Source organism: Kutzneria buriramensis, from assembly GCF_003387475.1.
Classification (GTDB): domain Bacteria; phylum Actinomycetota; class Actinomycetes; order Mycobacteriales; family Pseudonocardiaceae; genus Kutzneria; species Kutzneria buriramensis.
The window spans coordinates 588,113-614,188 of sequence record NZ_QUNO01000001.1 but is presented as its reverse complement, the minus strand read 5'-3'; the positions used below and the strand labels follow the sequence as shown (position 1 = coordinate 614,188).

Annotated in this window: 28 protein-coding genes; 5 read left to right on the top strand and 23 right to left on the bottom strand. The window is 72.1% G+C overall.

The annotated features are described in order from the left end of the window. Positions 1-48: 48 nt before the first annotated feature. Positions 49-1,506, top strand: a complete 1,458-nt coding sequence (locus tag BCF44_RS02955) for an aldehyde dehydrogenase family protein (protein ID WP_116172465.1) — start codon at positions 49-51, stop codon at positions 1,504-1,506. Between the two features lie 33 nt (positions 1,507-1,539). Here BCF44_RS02955 and BCF44_RS02950 read toward each other — a convergent pair whose 3' ends face one another. From BCF44_RS02950 to guaB, 7 genes are all read right to left on the bottom strand, one after another. Continuing rightward, entirely contained in the window at positions 1,540-3,054 is a 1,515-nt protein-coding gene (locus BCF44_RS02950; protein WP_116172464.1) for an FAD-binding oxidoreductase, read from the bottom strand. Between the two features lie 156 nt (positions 3,055-3,210). Next, positions 3,211-4,902 (bottom strand): FAD-dependent oxidoreductase, encoded by a 1,692-nt coding sequence (locus BCF44_RS02945; protein WP_116172463.1) that lies wholly within the window; start codon positions 4,900-4,902, stop codon positions 3,211-3,213. A gap of 39 nt (positions 4,903-4,941) precedes the next feature. Continuing rightward, on the bottom strand, positions 4,942-5,382 hold the full coding sequence (locus BCF44_RS02940; RefSeq protein WP_116172462.1) for a hypothetical protein: 441 nt from the start codon (positions 5,380-5,382) through the stop codon (positions 4,942-4,944). Next, complete coding sequence (locus BCF44_RS02935) at positions 5,382-5,693, bottom strand: PadR family transcriptional regulator (RefSeq protein ID WP_116172862.1); 312 nt, start codon at positions 5,691-5,693, stop codon at positions 5,382-5,384. The genes BCF44_RS02940 and BCF44_RS02935 overlap by 1 nt, the downstream gene beginning before the upstream one ends. Before the next feature lie 65 nt (positions 5,694-5,758). After that, the gene (locus BCF44_RS02930) at positions 5,759-6,256 is read right to left on the bottom strand and encodes a GNAT family N-acetyltransferase (protein ID WP_116172461.1); all 498 of its coding nucleotides are present in this window, start codon (positions 6,254-6,256) and stop codon (positions 5,759-5,761) included. Further along, positions 6,253-7,383 carry a GuaB3 family IMP dehydrogenase-related protein gene (locus tag BCF44_RS02925; protein WP_116172460.1) on the bottom strand — a complete coding sequence of 377 codons (1,131 nt, stop codon included), beginning with the start codon at positions 7,381-7,383 and terminating at the stop codon, positions 6,253-6,255. The genes BCF44_RS02930 and BCF44_RS02925 overlap by 4 nt, the downstream gene beginning before the upstream one ends. A 229-nt stretch (positions 7,384-7,612) precedes the next feature. Next, positions 7,613-9,121, bottom strand: coding sequence for an IMP dehydrogenase (gene guaB, locus BCF44_RS02920; RefSeq protein ID WP_116172459.1), 1,509 nt, complete (start codon positions 9,119-9,121; stop codon positions 7,613-7,615). 116 nt (positions 9,122-9,237) lie between these two features. On the opposite strand from guaB, the gene BCF44_RS02915 reads away from it, so the two are divergent. Next, the gene (locus BCF44_RS02915) at positions 9,238-9,627 is read left to right on the top strand and encodes a DUF5319 domain-containing protein (protein ID WP_116172458.1); all 390 of its coding nucleotides are present in this window, start codon (positions 9,238-9,240) and stop codon (positions 9,625-9,627) included. Between the two features lie 80 nt (positions 9,628-9,707). Here the strand turns inward: BCF44_RS02915 and BCF44_RS56475 are convergent, their stop codons facing one another. The 5 genes from BCF44_RS56475 to BCF44_RS02890 form a co-directional block, all read right to left on the bottom strand. Further along, positions 9,708-10,685 (bottom strand): anti-sigma-D factor RsdA, encoded by a 978-nt coding sequence (locus BCF44_RS56475; RefSeq protein WP_211352856.1) that lies wholly within the window; start codon positions 10,683-10,685, stop codon positions 9,708-9,710. Further along, entirely contained in the window at positions 10,686-11,258 is a 573-nt protein-coding gene (locus tag BCF44_RS02905; RefSeq protein WP_116172861.1) for a sigma-70 family RNA polymerase sigma factor, read from the bottom strand. A 329-nt stretch (positions 11,259-11,587) separates the two neighbouring features. Further along, a complete protein-coding gene (locus BCF44_RS02900; RefSeq protein ID WP_015805222.1) occupies positions 11,588-12,184 on the bottom strand; it encodes a response regulator transcription factor in 597 nt (198 codons plus the stop codon). Between the two features lie 146 nt (positions 12,185-12,330). Next, positions 12,331-13,188, bottom strand: coding sequence for a hypothetical protein (locus tag BCF44_RS02895; RefSeq protein WP_116172457.1), 858 nt, complete (start codon positions 13,186-13,188; stop codon positions 12,331-12,333). Continuing rightward, a complete protein-coding gene (locus tag BCF44_RS02890; RefSeq protein ID WP_116172456.1) occupies positions 13,181-14,197 on the bottom strand; it encodes a MerR family transcriptional regulator in 1,017 nt (338 codons plus the stop codon). Before BCF44_RS02890 ends, BCF44_RS02895 begins: the two co-directional genes overlap by 8 nt. A gap of 210 nt (positions 14,198-14,407) precedes the next feature. Here BCF44_RS02890 and BCF44_RS02885 point away from each other — a divergent pair, with 210 nt between their 5' ends. Together BCF44_RS02885 and BCF44_RS02880 are read left to right on the top strand one after the other, a co-directional pair. Beyond that, positions 14,408-14,707 carry a WhiB family transcriptional regulator gene (locus tag BCF44_RS02885; RefSeq protein WP_116172860.1) on the top strand — a complete coding sequence of 100 codons (300 nt, stop codon included), beginning with the start codon at positions 14,408-14,410 and terminating at the stop codon, positions 14,705-14,707. 110 nt (positions 14,708-14,817) lie between these two features. Next, positions 14,818-15,096 carry a PLD nuclease N-terminal domain-containing protein gene (locus BCF44_RS02880; RefSeq protein ID WP_211352855.1) on the top strand — a complete coding sequence of 93 codons (279 nt, stop codon included), beginning with the start codon at positions 14,818-14,820 and terminating at the stop codon, positions 15,094-15,096. Between the two features lie 186 nt (positions 15,097-15,282). Here BCF44_RS02880 and groL read toward each other — a convergent pair whose 3' ends face one another. The 5 genes from groL to tsaB form a co-directional block, all read right to left on the bottom strand. Beyond that, positions 15,283-16,902 (bottom strand): chaperonin GroEL, encoded by a 1,620-nt coding sequence (groL, locus tag BCF44_RS02875; protein WP_116172454.1) that lies wholly within the window; start codon positions 16,900-16,902, stop codon positions 15,283-15,285. 85 nt (positions 16,903-16,987) lie between these two features. Further along, positions 16,988-17,281: a co-chaperone GroES gene (gene groES / locus BCF44_RS02870; protein WP_116172859.1), complete on the bottom strand. Its 294-nt coding sequence runs from the start codon at positions 17,279-17,281 to the stop codon at positions 16,988-16,990. A gap of 154 nt (positions 17,282-17,435) precedes the next feature. After that, entirely contained in the window at positions 17,436-18,491 is a 1,056-nt protein-coding gene (gene tsaD / locus BCF44_RS02865; RefSeq protein ID WP_116172453.1) for a tRNA (adenosine(37)-N6)-threonylcarbamoyltransferase complex transferase subunit TsaD, read from the bottom strand. Beyond that, on the bottom strand, positions 18,488-18,970 hold the full coding sequence (rimI, locus tag BCF44_RS02860) for a ribosomal protein S18-alanine N-acetyltransferase (protein WP_211352854.1): 483 nt from the start codon (positions 18,968-18,970) through the stop codon (positions 18,488-18,490). The genes tsaD and rimI overlap by 4 nt, the downstream gene beginning before the upstream one ends. Continuing rightward, positions 18,967-19,647, bottom strand: coding sequence for a tRNA (adenosine(37)-N6)-threonylcarbamoyltransferase complex dimerization subunit type 1 TsaB (tsaB, locus tag BCF44_RS02855; RefSeq protein ID WP_116172857.1), 681 nt, complete (start codon positions 19,645-19,647; stop codon positions 18,967-18,969). Before tsaB ends, rimI begins: the two co-directional genes overlap by 4 nt. A 56-nt stretch (positions 19,648-19,703) precedes the next feature. On the opposite strand from tsaB, the gene BCF44_RS02850 reads away from it, so the two are divergent. After that, the gene (locus tag BCF44_RS02850) at positions 19,704-21,155 is read left to right on the top strand and encodes an acyl-CoA synthetase (protein ID WP_116172452.1); all 1,452 of its coding nucleotides are present in this window, start codon (positions 19,704-19,706) and stop codon (positions 21,153-21,155) included. Between the two features lie 69 nt (positions 21,156-21,224). On the opposite strand, the gene tsaE is transcribed toward BCF44_RS02850, so the two are convergent. The 6 genes from tsaE to BCF44_RS02820 all read right to left on the bottom strand — a co-directional run bounded on the left by tsaE (position 21,225) and on the right by BCF44_RS02820 (position 26,076). Beyond that, positions 21,225-21,692, bottom strand: coding sequence for a tRNA (adenosine(37)-N6)-threonylcarbamoyltransferase complex ATPase subunit type 1 TsaE (gene tsaE, locus BCF44_RS02845; RefSeq protein WP_116172451.1), 468 nt, complete (start codon positions 21,690-21,692; stop codon positions 21,225-21,227). Further along, positions 21,674-22,777, bottom strand: a complete 1,104-nt coding sequence (locus BCF44_RS02840; protein ID WP_116172450.1) for an alpha/beta fold hydrolase — start codon at positions 22,775-22,777, stop codon at positions 21,674-21,676. Before BCF44_RS02840 ends, tsaE begins: the two co-directional genes overlap by 19 nt. After that, entirely contained in the window at positions 22,774-23,916 is a 1,143-nt protein-coding gene (alr, locus tag BCF44_RS02835) for an alanine racemase (protein WP_116172449.1), read from the bottom strand. Before alr ends, BCF44_RS02840 begins: the two co-directional genes overlap by 4 nt. Before the next feature lie 71 nt (positions 23,917-23,987). Next, positions 23,988-24,410, bottom strand: a complete 423-nt coding sequence (locus tag BCF44_RS02830) for a PIN domain nuclease (protein ID WP_116172448.1) — start codon at positions 24,408-24,410, stop codon at positions 23,988-23,990. Beyond that, the gene (locus BCF44_RS02825) at positions 24,401-24,607 is read right to left on the bottom strand and encodes a type II toxin-antitoxin system VapB family antitoxin (protein WP_116172447.1); all 207 of its coding nucleotides are present in this window, start codon (positions 24,605-24,607) and stop codon (positions 24,401-24,403) included. Before BCF44_RS02825 ends, BCF44_RS02830 begins: the two co-directional genes overlap by 10 nt. Before the next feature lie 35 nt (positions 24,608-24,642). Beyond that, positions 24,643-26,076: an NAD(P)H-hydrate dehydratase gene (locus BCF44_RS02820; protein ID WP_116172446.1), complete on the bottom strand. Its 1,434-nt coding sequence runs from the start codon at positions 26,074-26,076 to the stop codon at positions 24,643-24,645.

The window sequence follows — 26,076 nt, the reverse complement described above, 5'->3', positions numbered from 1 at the left end:
CCCAATGGCCACCGGCACGACCCGGTGCGGTGGTCATATCGTGTGGTCATGGAAGACGCGATCGAGGCCAAGCCCCGCCCGTGCTGGATCGCCGGTCACCCCGAGCAGGGCGCGACCGAGCTGCTGGTTCGCCACCCGTACGACGGCACCGAGGTCGCCTCCGTCGCCGTACCCGGCCCCGACCAGGTGGAACGGGCCGTGCAGGCCGCCGCCGACGTGGCCGTGAAGTTCCGCTCCTCGCCCGCCCACCTGCGGGCCGGGGCGCTGATGCACGTCTCCGAGCAGCTGGCCGCCCGCCGCGAGGAGCTCGCCGAGGTGATCACCGCCGAGAACGGCAAGCCGCTGAAGTGGGCCGACGGCGAGGTCAACCGGGCCATCTCCACGTTCCGGTTCGCGGCCGAGGAGGCCCGCCGGTTCACCGGCGAGCTCCAGCGGCTGGACACCGACCCGGCCGCCGAGGGCCGGCTGGCGCTGGTGCGCCGGGTGTCGCGCGGGCCGGTGCTGGGCATCGCGCCGTTCAACTTCCCGCTCAACCTGGTCGCGCACAAGGTCGCGCCGGCGATCGCGGTCGGCTCCCCGATCATCGTCAAGCCCGCGCCCCGGACCCCGCTGTCCGCGCTGATCCTGGGCGAGCTGCTGGCCGAGACCGACCTGCCCGAGGGCGCGTTCTCCGTGCTGCCGGTGGGCAACGAGGAGACGGTCGCGCTGGTCAAGGACGAGCGGCTGCCGGTGGTGTCGTTCACCGGCTCCGGCCCCGTCGGCTGGTCGATCATGGACTCCGCGCCGCGCAAGCACGTCGTGCTGGAGCTCGGCGGCAACGCCGCCGCGGTGGTCGCCGCCGACTGGAGCTCGGAGACCGACCTGGAGTTCGCCGCCAAGCGGATCGCGCTGTTCGCCAACTACCAGGCCGGGCAGTCCTGCATCGCCGTGCAGCGGGTGATCGTCGACTCCTCGATCGCCGACGAGTTCGTGCCGCGGCTGGTGGCCAGCGTCCGCGACCTGATCACCGGCGACCCGCACGACCCGGACGTCGAGGTGGGCCCGCTGGTCGACACCGCCGCCGCCGAACGGGTCGAGTCCTGGGTGGGCGAGGCCGTGGCCGGCGGCGCCGAGCTGCTCGCCGGCGGCCACCGGGCCGGGGCCACCGTGGAGCCCACCGTGCTGGCCAATGTGCCGGCGGACAGCAAGGTCTGGGCCGAGGAGGTGTTCGGCCCCGTGCTCGCGGTGTCCGTTGTGGACGGTCCCGACGCCGCGCTGGCGGCCGTCAACGACTCCGCCTACGGCCTGCAGGCCGGCCTGTTCACCCACGACCTCCAGCTGGCCTTCCGGGCCGCCTCCGAGCTGGAGGTCGGCGGCCTGATCGTCGGCGACGTGCCGTCGTACCGGGCCGACCAGATGCCCTACGGCGGCGTGAAGGGCTCCGGCTTCGGCCGTGAGGGTCTCAAGTCGGCGATGGCCGACTTCACCGAAGAGCGGGTCATGGTCCTGACCAACGTCAAGTTCTGAGCGAAACGGGGGCACCCCCAGGGAGCCCCCGTTTCACGCCTTGGCCACCGACTGGGCGAAGGACATGACGCCGTCGGGGTCGTACTGCTGGGCGACCTTGCGCAGCCTGGGCAGGTTGGGGCCGTAGTAGGCGGTCCCCCAGTCCTTGATGCCGGCGTCGATGTAGTTGACGTACGCGCCGTCGCCGATCAGGGAGCCGAGGCTGTCGCGCACCTCGTTGACCGCCGCGCGCGCCGACTCCGCCGTCGAGCCCTGGTAGATCTGGGCGGTGGCAAGGGATCCGCGGTGCGGGAAGGCGGTGTCCGTCACGCCGACCCGCGCGGCCGCGCCGCCGATGCTGTCCAGCAGCACGTCCATGCCGCCGCGGCCGGTCATCAGCTCGGCGAACTTCCCGGTGTCGGACAACGGTTTCGCCAGTACGCGGGAGGTTGCGGTGAAGGATTCCCGCTTCAACACGCCGTTTCCGTTCCAGCTCGGGGCGCACTGCGCCGTCGAGTAGGTGGCGCAGCCGCCGAAGTACTTCATGGCGTCCAAATAGGACTTGGACAGCGCGTACCGGTCGGTCGGCTGCACGCCCGTCGCGGCAACCAGCTTGTCCAGCAAGGGATTCAGGTCGGACGTGGAGCCGACGAAGCAGCCGTTGATCCGGCAGGTGGGCGGATTGCCGCCGGAGACGCCCATGGTCGTCCACAGCTCGTCCGGCGCCGTGCCGATGAACTGCTGCCAGCCGCCGAGCACGTCCGCCATCGAGCCGTCCGGGAACTGGAGCTGGAACACCGCCAGCTGCGGCGCTTCCTCCGTCTGGAACGTGAACGATGTGACGATGCCGAAGTTGCCGCCGCCCCCGCCGCGCAGCGCCCAGAACAGGTCGGGGTCCTGCGACGCCGAGACCGTGCGCAGCTTGCCGTCGCCGGTCACGATCTGCGCCGACACCAGCTTGTCGCAGGTCAGGCCGTACTTCGTGGTCAGCACCCCGACCCCGCCGCCCAGCGTCAGGCCGCCGATGCCCACCGTCGGGCACGATCCCGCCGGCAGACACCGCCCCGCGTTCGCCAGGCCTGCGTAGACGTCCATCAGCCGCGCACCCGCGCCGATCGTCGCCATGCCGTCCTTGACGTCGACACTCGCCATGCCGCCGAGGTCCACGATCAGGCCACTGTCCGGTGTGGAGTATCCGACGTAGCTGTGGCCGCCGCTGCGGGCCGCGATCGGGATCCTCGACGCGTACGCCAGCTCCACGCACCGCTGCACGTCCGCGGCGTTCGCCACCGTCGCCACCGCCGCCGGCTTCCGGCTGTCGAACAACGGGTTGTAGGCCAGCTTCGCCGTGTCGTACCCCGCATCGGACGGCAGCACCAGCTTGCCCGCCAACTGCCCGCGCAGCTTGTTCCAGTCCGCCGGCACCGCCGGCGGCCGCGTCGTGGTCGTCGGCGCAGAGCTGGTGGTCGTCGGCGCAGAGCCGAACCCGCCCGTCGCGCACGCCGACATCGTGACTGCCGTCGCCCCGAGCCCGGCCGCCTGAAAAAACGTCCGCCGGCTGATCGCCATCCTGGACACCTCCTGACCCGAGGACGCGTCGGAACCGCCCGCGTTGCCAGCAGTCTCCCAACGATCAGTTCCGGTCGCCGGTCGGCCAGGCGACCGCGCAGTCCGTCACCGGTCACCAGCTGACCTGGGTCGCCGGCACGCCCGAGCTCGGAAAAGTCAGCCCAGCCGGAGCGCTCCCGGGGCGTCGGCGGGCACGACCGGGTGCTTGGGGGCGACGGGGGCCATCCGCCGGTACGACGACCCGGCGGCGGGCCGCTGGTCCTCCTCGCCCTTGTTCGGCCACAGCGCGAAGGCCCGCTCGGCCTGCGCGGTGATCGTCAGCGACGGGTTGACGCCGAGGTTGGCGGAGATGGCGGAGCCGTCCACAACGGACAGTCCGGGATGACCGAAGGCCCGGTGGTACGGGTCGATCACGCCCTGCGAGGCGTCGGCCCCGATGGCGCAGCCGCCGATGAAGTGGGCGGTCAGCGGGATGTTGGCCAGCTCGCCCCACGTGCCGCCGGCGACGCCGCCGATGTGCTTGGCGGCGAGCTGGTTGGCGAGGTGCCCGGCGGGGATGAAGGTGGGATTGGGCTCGCCGTGCCCCTGCTTGGACGTGAGCTTCCCGCGCCGGGTGAAGGTGGTGATCGAGTTGTCCAGGCTCTGCATCACCAGCAGGATCACGGTCCGCTCGCTCCACCGGTGCACGGACAGCATCCGCGCGGTGGTCACCGGGTGCCGCACGGCGTAGCGCAGGAACTGGAGCCACCGCGCGGTGGGCAGCGAGCCGTCGGTGGCGATGGTCTGCAACAGCCCCATGGCATTGCTGCCCTTGCCGTACCGGACGGGCTCGATGTGCGTGGTGGCGTCGGGGTGGATCGACGAGGTGATGGCCACGCCCCGGCTGAAGTCCTGGCCGGGGTCGAAGCTGAGCCGGCCGGCGCCGATGATCGCCTCGGAGTTGGTGCGGGTGAGCTCGCCGAGGCGACCGGACAGCCCCGGCAGCGAACCGGTGTCGCGCATCTTGTGCAGCAGGTTCTGGGTGCCCCAGGTTCCGGCGGCGAGCACGACCTGGCCGGCGGTGATCGACGACCGCCCGCCGAAGCGGGCCCCGGTGCGCCGGGTGTCGACCCGCCAGATGCCGTCGGCGAGCTCCCGCAGCCCGGTCACGGTGGTCATCGGCAGCACCTTGGCGCCGGCCCGTTCGGCCAGGTACAGGTAGTTCTTGACGAGCGTGTTCTTGGCGCCGACCCGGCAGCCGGTCATGCACGACCCGCACTCGGTGCACCCGGTCCGCGCCGGCCCGGCGCCGCCGAAGAACGGATCGGCGACGGTCTTGCCGGGCTCGCCGAAGTACACGCCGACCGGGGTCGGGTGGTACGACTCCGAGATCCCCATGTCGGCGGCGACCTTCTGCATGACCCGGTCGGACGGCGTGGTCGTGGGGTTGGTGACGACGCCGAGCATCCGGCTGGCCTGGTCGTAGAACGGCGAGAGCTCGGCCTCCCAGTCGGTGATGTGCGCCCACTGCGGGTCCTCGAAGAACGGCTTCAGCGGCCGGTACAGGGTGTTGGCGTACACCAGCGACCCGCCGCCGACGCCTGCCCCGGCCAGCACCATCACGTTGCGCAGGGCGTGGATCCGCTGGATCCCGTAGCAGCCGAGCTGCGGGGCCCACAGGAACCGCCGCAGGTCCCAGGAGGTCTTGGCGAACTCGTCGTCGCTGAACCGGCGACCGGCCTCCAGCACGGCGACCTTGTAGCCCTTCTCGGTCAGCCGCAGCGCGGCGACGCTGCCGCCGAAGCCGGAACCGATCACCACGACGTCATAGTCGACGGAAGCACCGTTGCTACTCGCCAGTAGGCCCATGGACCGAGGCTAAGCGGAACCGGCGCGTTCCACCAGCCCTCAGTGCCGGTGGGCGAGCAGCCGGCGGGCGCCCCCGCCCAGGTAGGCGGCGACGACGGCCGGAGCCACGAGCACGAACAGCAGCGGGTCGCCACCCAGATGAGCGACGCCGACAGCCGCGCCGACCACCAGGCCGGTCAGCCACGCCAGCCGGGGCGCGGCGACGCCCATCAGGGCCGCCACGAGCAGCAGCACGGCCAGGACGACCTGCCCGGCGTCGTCGGACGTGCCGATCCGGTCGACGGTCCCCACCACTGTCGCGGCGGCGAGCACGCCGATCACGTAGCCGCCCACCCGTAGCCAACTCTGACTGATCACGAACCACACACCTCCGGCGATCCAGGCGGCGCGGCGGTCGGCCGGCACCGCGGACAACTCGGCGAGCAGTGCCTCACCCAGTTCACGGCGATTCGGCGGCAGCAGCCGGAACAGCAGCCTCATCACGCACCCTCGATCGCCGGCCGCGGCGCGCTGCGGCGCACGGGCTCGCGGTCGACCTCGGCCGCCCGCTGCACGCCGGTGGCGGTCAGCCGGTACAGGTGCCGGCGCGGACGCCCCTCCTGCGGATCGGTCTCCCAGCACGTCTCCAGGAGCCCACGGTCGGCCAGCCGACCGAGGATCGGGTAGAGCGTGCCGGAGGCCAGCTCGGTCTCCTTGGCGATGTCGTAGCCGTGCCGCCAGGTCGACGGCTCACGCCGCAGCGCGGCCAGCACCGAACGGGTCTGCGGCGACGAATCGGGACGTGCGGGCATGTCCATAGCCTACCTATGTAGACCTTGAAGGTCTACATAGGTTCGGACCCCTTCTCGGACGGGTTTCAGAGATCCGTGCGCAGGATGCCAAACTTGACCATGTCGTGGCGCACGCCGCCGCGCGGGTGGGCGCCACGAATCACGCCTTCGCGGCGCAGGCCGGCATTGGCGAGCGCCTTCTGCTCGGCGATGTTGTCGACGTCGGTGTCGGCCTCGATGCGGTCGTACGGCGTCGTGGCGAACAGGTGCTCCACCAGCAGCCGCTGCGCGATCGAGCCGACGCCCCGTCCACGCGCGGACGGCACCAGCCCGATGCCGATGTTCCAGGCCACGCAGCCGGTGGTCGGCCCGTACATCACGGGCAGCCAGTTCACCAGGCCCAGCCGCTCGCCGGTCGCGGTGTCCACCACCAGCAGCCGGTGGATCGGCACCCGGATCAGGTCGCGCACCGGCTCGCCGGGGTCGGCGTCGAAATCGCCGCGCCCCCCGGCGGCCTTCACCTGCTCGATGTCCTCCTGGGTGGGCTCGACCAGCCCGACCCCGTCGCGCTCGAGGGCGGTCATCCCCGCACCGTCAGGCCAACCTTCTGGAACTCCTTGATGTCGGAGTAGCCGGTCTTGGCCATCGCCCGACGCAGCGCCCCGAACAGGTTGACGGCGCCGTCCGGGTCGGCCGACGGCCCGAACAGCAGCGTCCGCAGGTCCACCTCCGCCTCGGCGCCGACGGTGACGCGCGAGCGCGGCACCGACGGGTGTGCGGCGGCCGAGGTCCAGTACAGACCCTGGCCGGGCGCCTCGGTGGCGGCCGACAGCGGCTCGCCGAGCATCACGGCGTCCGCGCCGCAGGCGATCGACTTGGCGATGTCGCCGCTGGAGTGCACGCCGCCGTCGGCGATCACGTGCACGTACCGGCCGCCGGTCTCGTCCAGGTAGTCCCGCCGCGCCGCCGCCGCGTCCGCGATGGCGGTGGCCATCGGCACGCCGATGCCCAGCACCTGGTCGGTGGTGGTGACGCCGCTGGAGTGCCCGTAGCCGACGATCACGCCGGCCGCGCCGGTGCGCATCAGGTGCATGGCGGTCCGGTAGTCGCCGACGCCGCCGGCGATCACCGGCACGTCCAGGTCGGCGATGAACTGCTTGAGGTTGATCGGCTCGCCGTCGCGGGCCACGTGCTCGGCCGACACGATCGTGCCCTGGAGCACGAGGATCTCCACGCCCGCGGCCAGCAGGTCCGGGGTGAGCTCGGCGGCGCGCTGCGGGCTGACCCGCACCGCCACCGTCACGCCGGAGTCCCGGATCTGCTTGATCGCCTCGGCGATCAGGTCGGCCTGGATCGGCGCCGCGTGCAGCTCCTGGAGCAGCCGGGTGACGGCCAGCGGGTCGTCCTCCTCGGCGGCCCGGGTCAGCCGGAAGATCGCGTCCTCGACGTCTGAATGCCGCGCCCACAGCCCCTCGGCGTTGATCACGGCCAGCCCGCCGAGCTCGCCGATCGCCACCGCGGTGCGCGGCGAGACCACCGCGTCCGACGGGTGCGTGATCAGCGGGATGTCGAACCGGTACGCGTCGATCTGCCACGCCGTCGACACGTCCTTGGACGACCGCGTCCGCCGCGACGGGATGATCTCGACGTCGTCCAGCTCGTAGGCCCGCCGCGCGGAGCGACCCATCCCGATCTCAACCAAGTCCCGCACGGCGGTCCCTCCTCAAGGCAACCGGCACAGGATATGTGACCCGGTAACGCGCCGATCCGCGAGGCCGCGCCGGTGCTTCGCCCGATCGCTGGATTTCGATCGCCGCCACCCGACGCACCCCACCGCCGAGCCGACGCGGCGCTCGAAATCCAGCAAGGGCGAGGCACCGGTCACGAGCGGCCTCGCCGCGACGCCGAAGGCGGCGCCAAAAACACAGACGCGCGGCATGTCACCGCGTCGTGTAGTTGGGAGCCTCCACGGTCATGGTGATGTCGTGCGGGTGCGACTCCTTCAGGCCGGCCGCGGTGATCCGCACCAGCTGCCTCTGCTGGAGGTCGGCGATGGTGGCGGAGCCGGTGTAGCCCATGGCCATCCGCAGCCCGCCGACGAGCTGGTAGGCGACCTGGGACAGCGGGCCGCGGAACGGCACCCGGCCCTCGATGCCCTCGGGGACCAGCTTGTCCTCGCTGAGCACGTCGTCCTGGAAGTAGCGGTCCTTGGAGTACGACTTGCGGTCGCCGCGGCCGGACATCGCGCCCAGCGAGCCCATTCCCCGGTACACCTTGAACTGCTTGCCGTTGACCAGGATCAGGTCGCCGGGGGCCTCGGCGGTGCCGCCGAACAGGCCGCCGAGCATGACCGCGCTGGCGCCGGCGGCGATGGCCTTGGCGATGTCGCCGGAGTACTGGATGCCGCCGTCGCCGATCACCGGCACGCCGGCCGGGCGACAGGCCTGGTCGGCCTCGTAGATGGCGCTGATCTGCGGCACGCCCACGCCCGCGACGACGCGCGTGGTGCAGATCGAGCCGGGCCCGACGCCGACCTTCACGCCGTCGGCGCCCGCGTCCACCAGGGCCTGCGCGCCGCCGCGGGTGGCGACGTTGCCGCCGACGATGTCGACGCTGTCGCCCAGGTCCTTCTTCAGCCGCGCGACCATCTCCACCACGCCGCGGGAGTGCCCGTGCGCGGTGTCCACGATCAGCACGTCCACGCCGGCCTCGGCCAGGCTCATGGCGCGGGTGTAGGCGTCCTCGCCGACGCCGACCGCGGCGCCGCAGATGAGGCGGCCGTCCGGGTCCTTGGTGGCGTTCGGGTACTGCTCGGTCTTGACGAAGTCCTTCACGGTGATCAGGCCACGCAGCTTGCCGTCGCCGTCGACGATGGGCAGCTTCTCGATCTTGTGCCGGCGCAGCAGGCCGAGCGCGGCGTCCGCGGACACGCCCACCTGGGCGGTCACGAGCGGGCCCTTGGTCATCACCTCGCGCACCGGGCGGCTGTGGTCCACCTCGAAGCGCATGTCGCGGTTGGTGATGATGCCGATCAGCTTGCCGTCGGGCTCGGTCACCGGCACGCCCGAGATGCGGAACTTGGCGCACAGCCGGTCCACCTCGGCCAGCGTGGCGTCGGGCGGGCAGGTCACCGGGTCCGTCACCATGCCGGCCTCGGACCGCTTGACCACCTCGGCCTGCGCGGTCTGGTCCTCGATCGACAGGTTGCGGTGCAGCACGCCGATACCGCCCTGGCGGGCCATGGCGATGGCCATCCGGGCCTCGGTCACGGTGTCCATCGCGGCCGAGGCCAGCGGGATGCGCAGCGTCACGTTGCGGGAAAGCTTGGTCGAGGTGTCGACCTGGCTCGGGATGACGTCGGACTCGGCGGGCAGCAGCAGCACGTCGTCGAAGGTCAGCCCGAGCATGGCGAACTTCGACGGCGTTTCCTGAGCGGTGAGCTCGGTCATGATTCGGGCCTCTGGCCTTCCTGCACTGACTACAAAGGGTGGATTTTCGCAGGCGGAGCGCCTCTGTCCATGGTATCTGGAGCCATCGGCGGCCCGGCGCGGTACCGTGCGGGGTCGTGCCGCACGACGCGTTGCCACCAGACCCCTTCGCGGGCGACCCCGACGACCCCGCTCGGGCGCTGCGCGATGCGGATGACGACCATGAGCACGACCCGATCGGCGAGGAGGAACGGGCCGAGCTGATCAACGATCTCAGCGACCTGGCCGTGTACCAGGCGCTGTTGCAGCCGCGCGGGGTCCGCGGCGTGGTGGTGGACTGCGGCGACTGCGACGAGCCGCATTACCACGACTGGGCGCTGCTGCAAGCCAGCCTGGAGCAGCTGCTGCACGACGGGCACATGCGGCCGCACGAGCCGGCCTTCGACCCGGACCCGGCCGACTACGTCAGCTGGGAGTACTGCCGGGGGTACGCGGACGGCGTCAACGAGCGGGAGAGCGCCCGCTGAGCTGCGAGCAAGCTCACAGTGTGACGTGAAGGGCCATCCCTCGCAGCCGTGCGAGGAATGGCCCTTTTCGTGCGTTTCGGTCAGTGGGTGGTCGGCGTGGTGCCTGACGTCGACGACTTGCCCCCGTTGCCGTTGCCGTTGCCCGGGTTGTTGTCGTCGCTACCGGGCGGCGGCCCGCCCTTGCCGCTGCCCACGGCCGACCCCGTCGTCGTGCTCGGCGGCGTCGACGACTCCTTCGGGGTGGTCGTCGTGGTGGTCGTCGTGGTCGTGGTGGTGGTCGGCGGCGGGGTCGTGGTGGTCGTCGTCGTGGTCTCCGTGGATGTCAGCGTCGGCGACGTCAGCGGCACCGAGGTCGTCGGCGGCGCCGAGGTGGTGTTGAGCTCGTTGACCAGGCTCTGGTGCGTCTGGGACAGCGCGGAGCGGCCGTCCTCGTTGGACACCAGCGGCAGCGAGCTCTGCGCGTTGGCCAGCGCCGTGCGGGCGTCGCCGATCCGGCCCTGGCTGAGCGCCGAGCGGGCGGCCTTCAGGTCGGACTCGACCGCGACCGCGGCCTCCACGGAGTGCGCGTGGTCGGTGTAGAGCATCTGGGTCAGCCCCCAGAGGGCGTCACCGGGCCTGGCGTCGCGCGCGGCCAGGCTCACGCCGGTGAAGGCGATCGCCAGGACCGCGGCCGCGGTGGCCAGCGGGACCAGAAGTCGGGGTCGGCGGCGGGCGTCCCGCCGCGCTCGGAGCACCGTCTCGGCGGCCGTCTCGGTGTCGACCAGCTCGCCGAACGGCTCGCTGTCCACGTCCCGCCGCCAGGACAGCAGCAGCGCGCTCAGCTCGTGGCCGGCGAGCGCGGGATTGAGCTCGGGGTTACCGCCCCCGAGAGCGTCCAGCAGCGCGTCGTCGGCACGCACCGCCCCCAGGTCCACCGGTGTCTCGCCGCCCAGGTCGAAGCCGTTGACCTGCTCGCCGCCCAGTGGGTCGTCGCCGGTGAGCACCGGTCTGCCCGGTCCTCTCCAGTGCCACTCTCTCTTGGTGGCATCCTCGCCGCCGGGCCCGTGCTGCTCGGCCACTCAGACCACCTCCTCCGCTGCCAGTGTCTTGCGTAGACGTGCCAGGGCGCGGTGCTGCGCCACGCGCACCGCTCCCGGGGTTGAGCCCACCGCGTCCGCCGTCTCCTCGGCCGACAGCCCGACGACCACGCGGAGCAGCAGGATCTCCCGCTGCTTGGCGGGCAGGATGCGCAGCAACTGCGCCATGCGCTCGGACAGCTCGCCGTGCATGGCCCGTTGCTCGGGGCCCGCGTCGGTCTCCGGGGCGTCCGGGACCTCGGGCACCGGCTCGGCGCGGTTGCGCGCGGCCGCGCGGTGCGCGTCCGCGACCTTGTGCGCCGCGATGCCGTACACGAATGCGAGAAAGGGCCGGCCTTGGTCGCGGTAACCGGGCAGAGCCGTGAGCACCGCGAGACACACCTCCTGGGCGACGTCGTCCGCCGAGGCGAAAGACCTCTCCTGCCTGCCAACACGCGCGCGGCAGTACCGCACGATCAGAGGGCGGATCGACGCCAGGACACGTTCGATGGCCTGGCGGTCGCCATCAACGGCCGCGCCCACTGCGGCGTCCAGTCCGTCCCCCGTAGTGCTCATCGCAGACACAAGCCCTGGTGTTACTTCTGGGCACACCGACGCGGTCGGCGTGCGAGACGGTGGTCGCTCAACCCGGTCGGACTCACCGTACCGGGCGACACCGAACGATGTAACGCAACGATCGGTCGCGTTCGGTCACCGAGCGTGGCAAAGGGCCGCAGACACGGGCCAGTCCAGCTCAACCGGTAGCTGAGCTGGACCAGTGCGGCATGCGACACCGGTGACGGGGCGGCAGCGGGGAACCGATTTCCCCGCCCTCCGCTAGGGGGACGCCGGCGAAAATGTGGCGTCCCCGACACTGGCGGCTCTCGTGCTGAACAGCGGGTACTTCAGGACACCAGGCCACGACGGAAGCCGTGCGCGACGGCCTGGGCGCGGTCACGGACGCCGAGCTTGCGGAACAGCCGGCGGGCGTGCGTCTTGACGGTGTCCTCGGACAGGTACAGCTCGCGGCCGATCTGCCCGTTGCTCTTGCCCTGGCTCATGCCCCGCAGCACCTGGAGCTCGCGCTCGGTGAGCTGCACGCCCGGGTCGGACGGCTGCCGGGGCGCCGGCACCGAGGTGCTGGCCAGCGTGTGCGCGAGGGCGGCGACCAGCTCCGGCCGGGACGCGTCCCAGCGCAGGTAGCCGCGGGCCCCGCCGGCGATGGCGGCGGCGATGCTGCCGGCGTCGTCGGGCGCGCCGAAAACGATGACGTTGGCCTGCGGGTTCGCCGAGACCAACCGACGGGTCGCCTCCACCCCGGTGGGCACGGCGCGCTGGGTTCCCACCAGTACGACATCCACCGGCTGCCGGGAGAATCGCGCCAACAACTCGTCACCGTGTGCCACGCAGTCGATGCGACTGACCCCGGGGACTGCCGACATGACACGCGTCAGCCCCTCCCGCACGCTGCGGCGGTCGTCGCAGATCAAGACCGTCGTCACGGGGACTCCTTTCCTGCAGCCGAGTGACGTTCCTCTTCCCCTATCGGACGCCGGGCGGGCAACCTTGACACGATCCGGTGCTTAATCCGTCAAGTAGTTCGCCCGGATGTCCGCCAGGCCGGGTTCCCCGGAACGGAGCAGCGGCCTCACGGCACCCAGACGGAGGCCGCCGCGAGCGATCGGGCGACCGGATCGGCGCGGAGCAACACGCAGCTCAGCACCCCTTTAGCCCGTTCGAGCCACCCCGGGGCCCCATCGGGTCGAAGCTCACCCAGCAGTAGTGCGCAGGGCCACACGAGGGGGGTGAGACCCAGGGCCTCATTGTGATGCAGATCACACTCCAACAGGGCTTCAGCTCGCTCTTTCGAGACCACGTCGTGCAGATTCGCCAGCGCCGCGGCGAGCACCATCCGGGACTTGACCCGGTGTCGGACGGCCCCGGCGGCGGTCGCCACGGCCACCGCGCGCTCGGCCGGAACCAGCGCCTCGGCGGGTCGGCCGGCGGCCAGCTCGATCTCCGCGCGGACCCAGTCCAGCCGCACCGCCGAGCGCCAGCGGTGACCCTCGGTGCCACCCAGCCGCTCGACCGTGTCGGCCGCCACCACATGCAGGCGACGGGCCGGGCCGCCGACACCGATCGCATCCGCGGCGAGGCCGGTCAGGGCATCCGTGAACGCGCCCGCGGCGTCCACGCAGTCGGGGTCGTCGGCGACCGGCTCGACGCCGGCGAGCCGCGCCAGCGCCTCGCCGTCCAGCCGGCGCGCGGCGGCGTGACCACCCACCTGGCGGCGTTGGGAGGCCAAAGTGCTCGCTGCCAGTGACGCCAGCACCGGATCGGCGGTGTGCCGCAGCTCGGTCAACAGCGTCGTGGCGGCGGCGTAGCGGCCCTGCCCGCCCAGCACCACCGCGGCCAGCCAGCGCTGCCGTGGCGTGCCCATGGCGGCCTTGGCCACGTCCGCGCCGGGGTTGCCGCCGAAGGCGGCGTCCCTCAGGTAGTCATCCATCGGTGCCCAGCAGCACGTACGAGATGCGGTCCACCGCGGCGGACAGCGAATCGAGGGGCTCCGCGTGCGGCGGCAGCTTGCTCTGGTGCCAGCCGGGGCCGCCCACGAACAGCCGGATCCGCTGGCGGGTGCGCGGCAACTCGGTCAGCAGCTCGCAGTGCGCGTAGCGGGGCAGCTGCGCCCACAGGAACACCGCAGCGGGCGCGATCCGCCGGATGGCCGCTCCGAGTGCATCCGCCGGCAGCGCGGCCCCCAGCATCATCGTGCCGACACCCTTCTGGGCGAGCGCGGCCGACAGCGCCAGGAGCGGCAGGCTGTGCTGTTCCTCCGGCACGCAGGCCAGCATCACCGGCCGTGGGTTGACCGGCACCGGCGCGCCGATCTGCGCCGCCGACAGCGCCGCCGTCACACACTGCGTGAACAGGTGCTCGACCTCGACGCACTCGCCCGAGTGACGCCAGCGCTGGGCGATACCCGTCAGCACGGGCCGGATCATGGTGTTCCAGGTGACCATGACGCCGAGCTCCGTCAACGCGTCGCGCAGGAGCTGCTGCACCGACACCGCGTCCATCGCCATCACGGCCCGGCCCAGGCCACGGGCCTGCCGGCTCACCCCCGGCAGCCGCAGCACGCGGCCGCCGGTGCTGACCTGTTCGTCGGCCGCGTCGCCGCCGACGATCAGCTCCGACTGTTCGGCCGGGGCGGGCTGCACGGTGAGCCTCTGCTCGGGCAACGCGCTGCTCAGGGCGTAGCGGGCGGCCTCGGCCGGTGACGCTCCGCGCAGCAGCGCCCGCTGCATGAGTTCCAACCGGGCGATGTCGTGGCCGCCGTAGCGGCGGTGCCGGCCGGTGGTGTGGTCCGTCGGGCCGAGGCCGTAGCGCCGGTCCCAGGTGCGCAGCGTCGCAGGTGCCACACCGAGCCGCCTGGCAACTGCCGCAACGGAGAGCATCGGTTCGCCGGCTGCGCGCGCGTCCGGCGCGGGCTCCGGCTGAGTCGTCACGGTGGACATGGTCCGGGCACCTTCTCACAGCGGCAACTCACGTCACTCGGTGTGACCTGCGCCACCAGACGTGGCGGACCTTGATCACCCGTCGGCAGGAATGAACAACTTCCCACTCGAACACTCTTGAACAAGTTTTGGCGCGGTTCTACGGTGATCACAGTTAAGCCATACGGAGCAACCACGATGGGCACCGACCCGGCGAGGAGGCGGTTCTCGATGGCAGACACCCGGAGGCTCCCCGGCCCGAACGCGGACGTCTGGGACTGGCAGTTGGAAGGCAACTGCCGGGGCATGGACAGCGCCTTCTTCTTCCACCCCGACGGCGAGCGCGGACCCGCGCGGTCCCGCCGCGAGGCCCGGGCCAAGGCCGTCTGCCAGACCTGCCCGGTGCTGGAGATGTGCCGCCGGCACGCGCTGGCCGTCCAGGAGCCGTACGGCATCTGGGGCGGCATGTCGGAGTCGGAGCGCGACACCATCCTGAAGTCGAGGCGTCGTCAGCTCGTGCTCACGTCCTAGCTCTCAGGTATGACGCCAGGACCATCTTCGTGGTGGACGCCCGATGAGAACGGGCACCCCTAACGTCGAACGCATCGACGGGGACGAAGGGGATGGTCGAAGTGCACAGTATGGCTCTGGTCCAGTTCGGACAGGTGTTCGCCGGGGTGGCGCTCGTCGGACTGGTCGCCCTGGCCATCGCGCACGTGCTGATCGCCGTGCTCGCGGTGGTCAGCGTGATCACGTCCAGGCAGAGCCTGGGCATGAAGGCGGTGTGGTTCCTGCTGATCTGGGCGATGCCGCTGATCGGCAGCGTGCTGTGGTTCCTGGTGGGCCGCCGCGAGGAGCGCGCCCAGTGGAACCCCGCGGCGTCTTTGCCGCATGTTCCGCGCGGGGCGGGTTCGCTCTGATCCGGCGCCTCGCCCTTGCCACGTTTTCGAGCGCCGCATCGGCTCGGCAGTCGGGTGCGTGAGTGGCGGCACTCGAAACGTGGCAACCGTGCGAAGCACCGGCGCGAACGCGCGCCGGCCAGCTGCCACCGAACACGACGAGGGGCCCTTCCGACAGCGGAAGGGCCCCTCGCTTGGGTTCAGGCCTCAGTGACCGTGACCGTGGCCGTGACCGGCGGCAGCCGCCGGCTCCTCTTCCTTCTTCTCCACGACGGCGCTCTCCGTGGTGAGCACCATGCGGGCGATGGAAGCGGCGTTGGCGATCGCGGAGCGGGTCACCTTCACCGGGTCGATGACGCCGGCGCCGACCAGGTCGCCGTACTCCAGGGTGGCGGCGTTGAAGCCCGAGCCCCACTCCAGGTCCGCGACCTTGGACGTCACGACGGCGCCCTCCAGGCCGGCGTTGCTGGCGATCCAGAACAGCGGCGCGGACAGGGCGTCGCGCACGATGCGCACGCCGGTGGCCTCGTCGCCGGTCAGGCCCAGGTTGTCGGCGAGCTCCTTGGCCGCGTGCACCAGGGCGGAACCGCCGCCGGGCACGATGCCCTCCTCGACCGCGGCCTTGGTGGCGGCGACCGCGTCCTCGATGCGGTGCTTGCGCTCCTTCATCTCGGTCTCGGTGGCCGCGCCGACCTTGATCACCGCGACGCCGCCGGACAGCTTGGCCAGCCGCTCCTGGAGCTTCTCGCGGTCCCAGTCGGAGTCGGTGGCCTCGATCTCCTTGCGGATCTGCTCCACGCGGGCGTGGACGTCCTCGGTGCGGCCGCCGCCGTCCACGATCGTGGTGTTGTCCTTGGTGACGTGCACGCGCCGGACGTTGCCCAGCACCTCCAGGCCGACCTCGGACAGCTTCAGGCCCACCTCGGCCGCGACGACCTGCGCGCCGGTGACGGTGGCCAGGTCGTCCAGGAACGCCTTGCGGCGGTCGCCGAAGTACGGGGCCTTCACCGCGACGACCTTGATGGTCTTGCGGATCGAGTTGACCACCAGCGTGGACAGGGCCTCGCCCTCGAGGTCCTCGGCGATGATCAGCAGCGGCTTGCCGGACTGCGCGACCTTCTCCAGCACCGGGAGCAGGTCGGCCAGCGCCGAGATCTTCTCGCGGTGCAGCAGGACGTACGCGTCCTCGTAGACCGCCTCCTGCGTCTCCGGGTCGGTGGCGAAGTACGCGGAGATGTAGCCCTTGTCGAACTGGACACCCTCGGTGATCTCCAGCTCGGTGGCGAGCGTGGAGGACTCCTCGATGGTGATGACGCCGTCCTCGCCGACCTTCTCGATGGCCTCGCCCAGCAGCGCGCCGATCGAGGAGTCGCGGGAGGAGACCGTGCCGACCTGGGCGACGTTGTCGCGGCCCTTGATCGGGGTGGCCTTGTTCTTCAGGAACTCCACCACGTGGTCGACGGCGGCCTGCATGCCGCGGCCCAGCGAGGTGGGGTTGGCGCCGGCGGCCACGTTGCGCAGGCCGACCCGGACCAGGGCCTGGGCCAGCACCGTCGCGGTGGTGGTGCCGTCGCCGGCGATGTCGTTGGTCTTGGTGGCGACGCTCTTGGCCAGCTGGGCGCCGAGGTTCTCGTACGAGTCCTCGAGCTCCACCTCGCGGGCCACCGTCACGCCGTCGAGGGTGACGGTCGGGCCGCCGAACTTCTTGTCCAGCACCACGTGGCGGCCGCGCGGGCCGAGGGTCACCTTGACGGCGTCGGCCAGCTTGTTGACGCCGCGCTCCAGGGCCCGACGAGCGTCCTCGTCGAAGCTGATCTGCTTGGGCATTACGAGCCTTTCTCAGGGTTCACGCACACAGGCGCCCCGGCGGCCCGGTGTGGGCCGCCGGGGCGCCTGAGCGGAGAAAGCGACGTCAGTTGATGACGGCCAGCACGTCGCGCGCGGAGAGGATGAGGTACTCCTCGCCGTTGTGCTTGAGCTCCGTGCCGCCGTACTTCGAGTAGACGACGACGTCGCCGACCGCGACGTCCAGCGGGATCCGGTTGCCCTTGTCGTCGATGCGACCCGGGCCCACGGCCAGGACCTTGCCCTCCTGGGGCTTCTCCTTGGCGGTGTCCGGGATGACAAGACCGGAAGCGGTCGTCGTCTCGGCCTCGTTGGCCTGGACGAGGATCTTGTCCTCGAGCGGCTTGATGTTCACGCTCACCGGGGTGACCTCCACGGTCGTCGAAAGCGTTGGCAGGTACCGACGGCGCCTGCCACCCCGCCGTCGCGGGGGCCGGGGCGGTAGTTGGTGCCGTGCGACTAGCACTCTACCCATGAGAGTGCCAACGCTTCAACCAACCCCACCCAGCTGCCCCTCAGAGGATCTGAACCTGGGACACCGGCAGGCCCGGGTCCGTCGCCAGGTTCAGGCCGGAGGGCTCGGCGTCGGCGGCGACCAGGTGCGCGCCGACGGCGGCGATCATGGCGCCGTTGTCGGTGCACAGCCGGGGCCGGGGCACGCGCAGGGTGATGCCGGCGGCGGCGCAGCGTTCGGCGGCGAGGCCGGACAGCCGGGAGTTGGCGGCGACACCGCCGGAGATGACGAGGGTGTCGACGCCGAGGTCCTTGACGGCCCGGATGGCCTTGCCGGTGAGCACGTCGGCGACGGCCTCCTGGAACGAGGCGGCGACATCGGCCAGCGGCACCTCGAGGCCGTCCCGCTCACGGTTCTCGACCCACCGGGCGACGGCGGTCTTGAGGCCCGAGAAGGAGAAGTCGTACTTGGCGTCGCGCGGGCCGGTGAGGCCTCGCGGGAACGCGATGGCGCAGCCGTTGCCGGTCTTGGCCAGCTTGTCGATGGGCGGCCCGCCGGGATACGGCAGGTCGAGCACCCGGGCGACCTTGTCGTAGGCCTCGCCGGCGGCGTCGTCGATGGTGGAGCCGATCTCGGTGATCTTGCCGGCCAGGTCCTCGACGAGCAGCAGCTGCGAATGCCCGCCGGACACCAGCAGCGCGACACAGGGCGACGGCAGCGGACCGTGCTCCAGGGTGTCGGCGGCGACGTGCCCGGCGAGGTGGTTGACGCCGTAGAGCGGCTTGTCCAGGGCGGCGGCGTAGGCCTTGGCCGCGGACACGCCGACGAGCAGCGCGCCGGCCAGACCGGGCCCGGCGGTGACGGCGATGGAGTCGACGTCGTCCAGGGTCATGCCGGACTTCTCCAGCGCCCGGGACATGGTCGGGATCATGGCCTCCAGGTGCGCGCGGCTGGCCACCTCGGGCACCACGCCGCCGTACCGGGCGTGCTGCTCGACGCTGGACGCGACCTCGTCGGCCAGCAGTTCGAGGGTGCCGTCCCGGCCCAGCCGGACGATGCCCGCCCCGGTCTCGTCGCACGAGGACTCGATGCCCAGCACGATCCGGTCGCCGGTCACGACGTCTCCTCCTGTCGAACGGCCGCGGGGCGGCCCATGGTGTACGCGTCCGCACCGGACGGTTGGTAGTACCTGCGGCGCAGCCCCAGCTGCTCGAAGCCGTGCGACCGGTACAGCGCGATGGCGCGCTCGTTGTCGGTGCGGACTTCCAGGAACACTGGCGCCGCGACCTCGTCGGCACGGGCCAGTAACGCCTCGAACAGCGCGCGGCCGACGCCCCGGCCCTGCCAGTCGCTGTCCACGGCGATGGTCTGCACGCTGCCCTCGAAGTCGGGCGCCCGGCCGTTGATCGCGAGCCCGGCGTAGCCGACGAGCAGCCCGCTCTCGTCGTACGCGCCGAGGTAGTAGTGCCCGTTGTCCAACTCGGACCGGAAGGCGCGCTCGCGCCACGGGTCGTCGTCGGGGAAGAGCTTGCGCTCCAGCTCCGCGCACCGCGCGGCGTCCTTGTGACGCAGCGCGGCCAGCGTGAAACCGGTCACGGCTGCGTCACCCGCTTGCGCCCGGTGGGCACGACGGCGTCGGGGCGACGCAGGTAGAGCGGGGTCATCGGATCCGGCTCGGCGCCGGCCAGCAGCGCCGCGGCCGCCACGGCGACCAGGCCGTGCGGCGACGGGAACGGGGCCAGCGCGATCGGCAGGTCCAGCACGTCGGCGTACATCTCGGCGCCCTGCCCGGCGGCGCTGGCCACGTCCAGCGACGGCAGCTTCTCGGCCAGGTCGGCGGGCTTGTCGACGTGCGGGCCCTCGACGCGCCCGCCGTCGGCGTCGTAGGCGGCCCAGTAGACCTCCCGCCGGCGGGCGTCGGTGGCGACGAGCAGCCGGTGGCCGCTGCGCGCCTCGACGGCAATGGCGTCGACCGTCGGCACCGGGTACACCGGCCTGCCCAGCGCCTGCCCGAGGGCAGCGGCCGTGACCATGCCGACACGCAGTCCGGTGAACGGGCCGGGGCCGCTGCCGCACACGATGGCGTCCACGTCGGCCATGGTCCTGCCGGCCTCGGCCAGCGCCTCCCGCAGGTGCGGGATCAGCAGCTCGCCGTGGGCTTTGGCGTCGATGGTGACGCGCTGCGCCAGCGTGCGCGGCGCCGCGTCGGCGTCCAGCTGGACCACTCCGGCGGTGACGGCGGGGGTCGCGGTGTCGATCGCAAGCACTAGCACGGTCGTCAAGGGTACGACCATCATCGGAACGGACTTCGACGCGAGGGGTTGATGGGATGTTGCTGCCGGCTCTGGCCGACCCGACCGACGCTGAGGCTGTGCTGTTTCTCGACCCTGCGAGCAGGTCTTCGGGCGGCTCCGGAGACCGGAAACTGACCTACCTCGAGCTCGCCGGGTGCGCGTCGGCGATCGCATCGCGCCTGGTCGGCGGCCGGGTGGCGGTGTGGGCGACGCCGACGATCGAGACGTGCGCGGCGGTGGTCGGGGCGTTGGCGGCGGGTGTCGCGGTGGTGCCGATCAATCCCAAGGTCGGCGAGCGCGAGCTGGAGCACATCCTCGCCGACAGCGCGCCGGCCCAGGTGCTGGCGGCGCCGGGCGTGGCGCTGCCGGGCGGGCTGGCGGCGCTGCCGCGGCTCGATGTCGATCTCTCCGTGCGGGCCGAGGGCCTGCCTGCGGAGCCGGACGAGGAGGCGCCGGCGTTCATCGTCTACACCTCGGGCACGACCGGGCCGCCCAAGGGCGTGGTGATGCCGCGCCGGGCGATCGCGTCCAATTTGGACGCCCTGGCGGCGGCGTGGCAGTGGACGCAGGCCGATGTCGTCACCCACGGGCTGCCGATCTTCCACGTGCACGGCCTGGTGGTCGGCGTGCTCGGGCCGCTGCGGCGCGGCGGGGCCGTGCACCACATGGGCAAGTTCAGTTCCGCGGCCGCCGCGGCGGAGCTCTCCGGCCCGGCGACGATGATGTTCGGCGTTCCCACGATGTACCACCGGCTCGCCGCCGACGTGGAGGCCGATCCCGAGCTGGCCAAGGCGATCGCACAGGCGCGGCTGCTGGTGTCCGGCTCCGCGGCGCTGCCGGCGACCTGCCACGCGCGCATCTCGAAGGCGACCGGGCAGCAGATCGTCGAGCGCTACGGCATGACCGAGACGCTGATGAACTGCAGCGTCCGGGCGTGGGGCGAGCGCCGTCCGGGGACCGTCGGCACGCCGGTGGATGGTGTGTCGCTACGGCTCGTCGACGATGCCGGCGACGTCGTCGAGGTGAGCGACGACGCGACCATCGGCGAGATCGAGGTGCGCGGGCCGAACCTGTTCCTGGAGTACCTCAACCGCCCCGACGCGACCGCCGAGGCCATGCACGACGGCTGGTTCCGCACCGGCGACATGGCCACCCGCGCGTCCGACGGCTACATCCGGATCGTCGGCCGGCGGGCCACGGACATCATCAAGAGCGGCGGCTTCAAGATCGGCGCCGGCGAGATCGAGAACGCGCTGCTGGAGCACCCGGGCGTGGCCGAGGTCGCGGTCGCCGGCCGTCCCGACGACGACCTGGGCGAGCGGATCGTGGCCTGGGTGGTCGCCGCCGACCCCGCGCCGGCGGCCGAGGAGTTGATCGACCACGTGGCCCGGCTGCTCACCCCGCACAAGCGTCCACGCGTGGTGCACTTCGTGGACTCCTTGCCGCGCAACGAACTGGGCAAGGTGACGAAGCGGGCGCTGCCCTGACTCCCCTTGTTGCCACATGCGCTTCCTACTTGGCACCTGGGCGCAAGTAGGAAGCGCATGTGGCGGAAATCAGGGGAGCTCGCGCTCCGTCCAGGTACCGTGCGGGTGCAGCTCCGCCACTCGAACGTCGTCGTCGAGCCGGGCCAGGCGGATCAGCAGGTGGTCGTCGGACAGCCGTTCGGCGCCCTCCTCGCCCCACTCCACCACCACGGCGGCGTCCACCAGCTCGGTGTCCAGGTCCAGGTCGTCCAGCTCGTCCAGGCGGCCGCCGAGCCGGTAGGCGTCGACGTGCACCAGCCCGACGCCCCGCGTCCCGGCCCGGTGCTCACGGGCGATCACGAACGTCGGCGAGCTGACCCGGCCGTGCACGCCCAGCCCCTCGGCGATGCCCCTGGTCAGCGCCGTCTTGCCCGCGCCGAGCGGCCCCGACAGCAGCACCAGGTCGCCGGCCCGAAGCAACCCGCCCAGCCGCCGGCCGAACTCGACCGTGTCCGCCTCCTCCGGGAGCCGGAGTTCCTTCACGCCCGTTTCCACCATCGCCGTCCACTCGTCTCGCCGTCCGCACAGCTCCGCACGAGCTCCACCAGGTGTCCGGTGACCAGGTCGGCCTGCTCCAGCATCACCATGTGGCCGGCGCCCTCGGCGCGGACCAGCTCGGCGTCCGGCAGCTCGGCGGCGATCGCCTCGGCGTGCCGGAACGGCGTGAGCCGGTCGGCGTCGCCGCTGAGCACCAGCACCTTGCAGTGCCGCAGCCCGGCCAGCGCCGCGTAGCGGTTGTGCGAACCCAGGGTACGGACGAAGTCGGTGATGGCCGCGAGCGAGGTCCCGTCGATCATCGTGTCCATCAGGTCGACCAGCTTGGGGCTGACCGCGCGGTCGCCGAAGGCCAGGCCGCGGATGGCGCTCCAGGTGAGCTGGCCGCCTGCCTTGCGCGCCCATTCGACCAGGCCGGGCTGCCAGTTCGCGAGCAGGCCGAGGCCGCGGGTGGCCGGGTTGTGCCGGGACAGCAGCGGACGGGGCAGGCCGGACGCGCCGACGTCGCCGGCCGAGGTGCCGATCAGCGCGACGCCGCGGACGCGCTCCACGAACAGCTCGGGCTCCTGCTCGGCCAGGGCCATGATCGTCATGCCGCCCATGGAGTGCCCGACCAACACGAGCGGACCGTCCGGGACCAAGGCCCTGAGCACGGCGGCGAGGTCGCGGCCCAGCTGCTCGATGGTGCTGGACTCGGCGGTGGCCCGGCCGGAGCGGCCGTGGCTGCGCTGGTCGTACAGCACGAGGCGGACCCGGGGATCGACCATCTTCGCCAGGTCGCGGCGCTGGAAGTGCCAGCAGCGGCGGTCCAGCACGAAGCCGTGCACCAGCACGACGGTCAGCTCCGGGGCGCCGCCGTCCTCCGGGTCGACCTCCTCGCACGCGATCGGCACGCCGTCGTCCGCGGCCACCGTGCACTCCCGACTCGGGCGTAACTGGCCGAGCGGCTCGTCCTCGTGCGGGTCGTCGGCGTCGCGGCGCTGCCGTGCGATGCGGGCGTTCTGCGCCGCCGCGCCCAGGACTAAACCCGTCGCCGCCGCGCCCACCACGCCGCCGGTCACTCCGGCGGCCTTCACCCACGGCCTCATCGCGCGCCGCCGACGTAGCTGCGCCGGACCCTCGGCCGGTACATCCCGGTGACGATCTCGTAGTCGATGGTGCCGGTCCTGTCGGCCCACTCCCGCGCGGTCGGCTCGCCGTGCTCGCCGGACCCGAACAGGATCACCTCGTCCCCGTCGGTGATCGGGTCGTCGCCGCAGTCCACCACGATCTGGTCCATGCACACCCGGCCCACCACCGGCCGCCGGCTGCCGCCCAGCCAGACGTCCATCTGCCCGGACAGGGCCCGCGGCACGCCGTCCGCGTAGCCGACCGGGACCAGCGCCAGGGTGGTGTCCGTGTCGGCGGTCCAGGTATGGCCGTAGGAGACGGACTCGCCGGCCGGGACCCGGCGGACCAGCGACACCGAGGAGCGGAACGTCATCACCGGCTTCAGGTCGGCGCTGCCCGGGACCGGGTTCAGGCCGTACACCGCGATGCCCGGGCGCACCAGGTCGAAGTGCAGGTCCGGGCGGGTCAGCGTGGCCGCCGAGTTGGCCAGATGGCGCAGCGGGTGCAGGCCGGCGTCCAGGACCACCTTGTACGCCTCGTCCAGGCGGGCCGCCTGCCGGTCCATCGACGGGTGCCCCGGCTCGTCCGCGTTGGCCAGGTGCGACCACACCGCCGCGATCTCGATCGTGCCCTCGTCGTGGGCGGCGGAGGCCGCCTCGACCAGCGCCGGCCAGTCCGCCGGCTGCGCCCCGCCGCGGGTCAGGCCCGTATCGATCTTGAGGTGGACCCGGGCCTCCTGGCCGACCGCGCGGGCCGCCGAGTTGACCGCCCACAGCTGGCGCAGCGAGGACACCGACAGGTGGATGCCCGCCGCGACTGCCGGGCCGAAGTTGTCGTCCACCGTGTGCAGCCAGCAGAAGATGCGCGCCTGGATGCCCGCCGCGCGCAGCGCCAGCGCCTCGTCCACCGAGGCCACGCCCAGCCACGACGCGCCCGCTGCCAGCGCCGCGTTGCCCACCGCCACCGCGCCGTGGCCGTACCCGTCGGCCTTGACCACAGCCATCGTCTGCGCCCCGGACTGGCCCGCCAGCCGGGTCAACAACTCGACGTTGTGCTTCACGGCGTCCAGGTCGATGCGGACCTCGGCCCGTGGGAGGGGATTGTGCTGATCAGCCATAGCGCGTTCATGGTGACACAGGCCGAGGACACCCGGCCGGGCAAAGACCGCTGAACGGGCTACGTCACAGCTCAGTCGGCGGTGCCCGGCGGCACCACCCACCGGGTCGGCTGATCGGTGATCGCCGCGATGTCGTCGTAGTCGACGTCGTAGTGCAGGAGCACCACACCGTGCCGGTCGGCGGTCGCCGCGATGAGCAGGTCCGGCAGCTTGACGCCACGGTGTGAGCCCCGCCGCGCCAGGCCTTCCTGCACCTCCACGGCGCGCTGCCACACCTCGTCCGGCGAGGGCAGCCGCTCGAAGCCGGCCGCCAACTGGGCGCGGCGGCTCTCGTAGTCGCCCTTCCCCCGCGCCGAATACAAGATCTCCAGCTCGACCATCGAGCAGATCGCGACCAGTCCGGCCTCGATCAACGGCCCCAGGAACTCGTACACCACCGCCTTGTGCAGCCGGGCCAACGCACTGGTGTCCGCCAGGTAGCGGGCTACCGCCACGCCTCACCCCGTACGTCCGGGTCGGCGAGGTCGGCGAAGGCCCCGCCCCGCGCGGCGGCGAGGAAGTTCCGCCGCGCCTGAAGCGCGACGACCTCGGCCAGCGCCGTGTTGACCGTGTCCTTCTTCGTGCCGGTTCCGAGCACCTGCTGGGCCTGGAGCAGTAGGGCGTCGTCGATGTCGATCAGGGTGCGCGTCATGGCGAGCCTCCGTCTCCGTATATACAGAGACGAGTCTAGTGTATATACGCGCTGCGGATGTGGCGGATGGCGTCGGGGATGGCGGCCTGGAGGTGGGAGGCAGGGGCGGGGGCGCCGTCGGCGGCGAGGTCGGCGGCGAGCTCGTGCACGTACGCGGCGCAGCCGGCGGCGAGCCAGGGGTCCTCGCCTGCGGCGAGCAGGGCGCCGATGAGCCCCGACAGGACGTCGCCGGAGCCGGCGGTGGCGGGCCAGGAGGAACGGGACTGGTTGACGAGCACCCGGCCGTCGGGGGCGGCGACGACGGTGGAATGGCCCTTGAGCAGCACGACGGCGTGGAACCGAGCGGCGGCGCGGCGGGCTGCGGCGATGCGGTCGGGTCCGACGTCACCGGCGAGACGGGCGAACTCGCGGTCGTGCGGGGTGAGCACGAGCGGCGTCTCGGGGTCGCGGGCGTCCCACAGGGTGGGGTCGCCGGCGAGCAGGGTGATGGCGTCGGCGTCGGCGCACACGGGCACGCCGGCGGCGAGGACGTCCGCGAGGACCTCCCGACCGGCCTTGCCGGTGCCGAGGCCGGGCCCGACGACCCACGCCTGTACCCGGCCGGCGTCGCCGACGTTGCCGGTCGCGACGACCTCGGGCCACCGGGTCCGCACGACGTCGGCGGCGGTGCCGGCGTAGCGGACCATGCCGGACGTCGCGAGCACGGCGGCACCGGTGGAGAGCACGGCGGCACCGGGGTAGGTGGCCGATCCGGCGGCGATGCCGGTGACGCCCTGCGTGTACTTGTCGTCGGTCGGCCCGGGGATGGGCCACGCGTCCGCGATGTCCTCGGACTCCAGCAACACTGCGAGCGGGTCGTCGAGGTCGTCAGCGATACCGATGTCGACTACGCGCACACGCCCGGAGGCAACCGCGCCGGGACCGACCACGTGGCAAGGCTTCCGACCTCCGAACGTCACGGTGACGTCGGCCTCCACGTGCGGACCGTCGATGGCGCCGGTGTCGGGGTCGACGCCACTGGGCAGGTCCACGGCGACGATCGGCGCCCGCACGGAATCCACCAGCGCGGCGGCGTTCGGACGCAGGGATCCCTTGGCGGACAAGCCAACGATGCCGTCGACGACGACGTCGGCACCGGCGACCGAATCACCGATGCGGCCGCCGGCACGACGGAACGCGGCCAGCCCGGCGACGTGCGCACGTTCCGGCGACAGCAGCACCGCCGTCACGGAAACCCCGCGCCGGCAAAGGAAAGCGCCCGCCCACAGGGCGTCGCCGCCGTTGTTGCCGGCACCGACGAGCAGCCCGACCCGACGCCCGGACGTGCCGCCGGTCAGGTCGGACAGCAGCGCCAGCACTTCGTTGGCCACGGCGTACGCGGCGATCCGCATCAGCCGGCTTTCCGGCACCCTGGTGAAGACCCGCTGCTCAGCAGCCCGAACCTGGTCGGCAGTCCACACGCCCCGCAT

What these genes read in the sequence shown, in the direction of transcription:
- BCF44_RS02850 (WP_116172452.1), top strand. Translation starts at nt 19,704, where the DNA reads ATGTTGCTGCCGGCTCTGGCCGACCCGACCGACGCTGAGGCTGTGCTG.
- BCF44_RS02950 (WP_116172464.1), bottom strand. Translation starts at nt 3,054, where the DNA reads ATGGCGATCAGCCGGCGGACGTTTTTTCAGGCGGCCGGGCTCGGGGCG.
- BCF44_RS02940 (WP_116172462.1), bottom strand. Translation starts at nt 5,382, where the DNA reads ATGAGGCTGCTGTTCCGGCTGCTGCCGCCGAATCGCCGTGAACTGGGT.
- BCF44_RS02840 (WP_116172450.1), bottom strand. Translation starts at nt 22,777, where the DNA reads ATGAGGCCGTGGGTGAAGGCCGCCGGAGTGACCGGCGGCGTGGTGGGC.
- BCF44_RS02820 (WP_116172446.1), bottom strand. Translation starts at nt 26,076, where the DNA reads ATGCGGGGCGTGTGGACTGCCGACCAGGTTCGGGCTGCTGAGCAGCGG.
- BCF44_RS02825 (WP_116172447.1), bottom strand. Translation starts at nt 24,607, where the DNA reads ATGACGCGCACCCTGATCGACATCGACGACGCCCTACTGCTCCAGGCC.
- BCF44_RS02935 (WP_116172862.1), bottom strand. Translation starts at nt 5,693, where the DNA reads ATGCCCGCACGTCCCGATTCGTCGCCGCAGACCCGTTCGGTGCTGGCC.
- BCF44_RS02895 (WP_116172457.1), bottom strand. Translation starts at nt 13,188, where the DNA reads ATGGATGACTACCTGAGGGACGCCGCCTTCGGCGGCAACCCCGGCGCG.
- BCF44_RS02880 (WP_211352855.1), top strand. Translation starts at nt 14,818, where the DNA reads ATGGCTCTGGTCCAGTTCGGACAGGTGTTCGCCGGGGTGGCGCTCGTC.
- guaB (WP_116172459.1), bottom strand. Translation starts at nt 9,121, where the DNA reads ATGACCGAGCTCACCGCTCAGGAAACGCCGTCGAAGTTCGCCATGCTC.
- BCF44_RS02945 (WP_116172463.1), bottom strand. Translation starts at nt 4,902, where the DNA reads ATGGGCCTACTGGCGAGTAGCAACGGTGCTTCCGTCGACTATGACGTC.
- BCF44_RS02905 (WP_116172861.1), bottom strand. Translation starts at nt 11,258, where the DNA reads ATGAGCACTACGGGGGACGGACTGGACGCCGCAGTGGGCGCGGCCGTT.
- BCF44_RS02890 (WP_116172456.1), bottom strand. Translation starts at nt 14,197, where the DNA reads ATGTCCACCGTGACGACTCAGCCGGAGCCCGCGCCGGACGCGCGCGCA.
- BCF44_RS02955 (WP_116172465.1), top strand. Translation starts at nt 49, where the DNA reads ATGGAAGACGCGATCGAGGCCAAGCCCCGCCCGTGCTGGATCGCCGGT.
- tsaE (WP_116172451.1), bottom strand. Translation starts at nt 21,692, where the DNA reads ATGGTGGAAACGGGCGTGAAGGAACTCCGGCTCCCGGAGGAGGCGGAC.
- BCF44_RS02930 (WP_116172461.1), bottom strand. Translation starts at nt 6,256, where the DNA reads ATGACCGCCCTCGAGCGCGACGGGGTCGGGCTGGTCGAGCCCACCCAG.
- alr (WP_116172449.1), bottom strand. Translation starts at nt 23,916, where the DNA reads ATGGCTGATCAGCACAATCCCCTCCCACGGGCCGAGGTCCGCATCGAC.
- groL (WP_116172454.1), bottom strand. Translation starts at nt 16,902, where the DNA reads ATGCCCAAGCAGATCAGCTTCGACGAGGACGCTCGTCGGGCCCTGGAG.
- BCF44_RS02885 (WP_116172860.1), top strand. Translation starts at nt 14,408, where the DNA reads ATGGCAGACACCCGGAGGCTCCCCGGCCCGAACGCGGACGTCTGGGAC.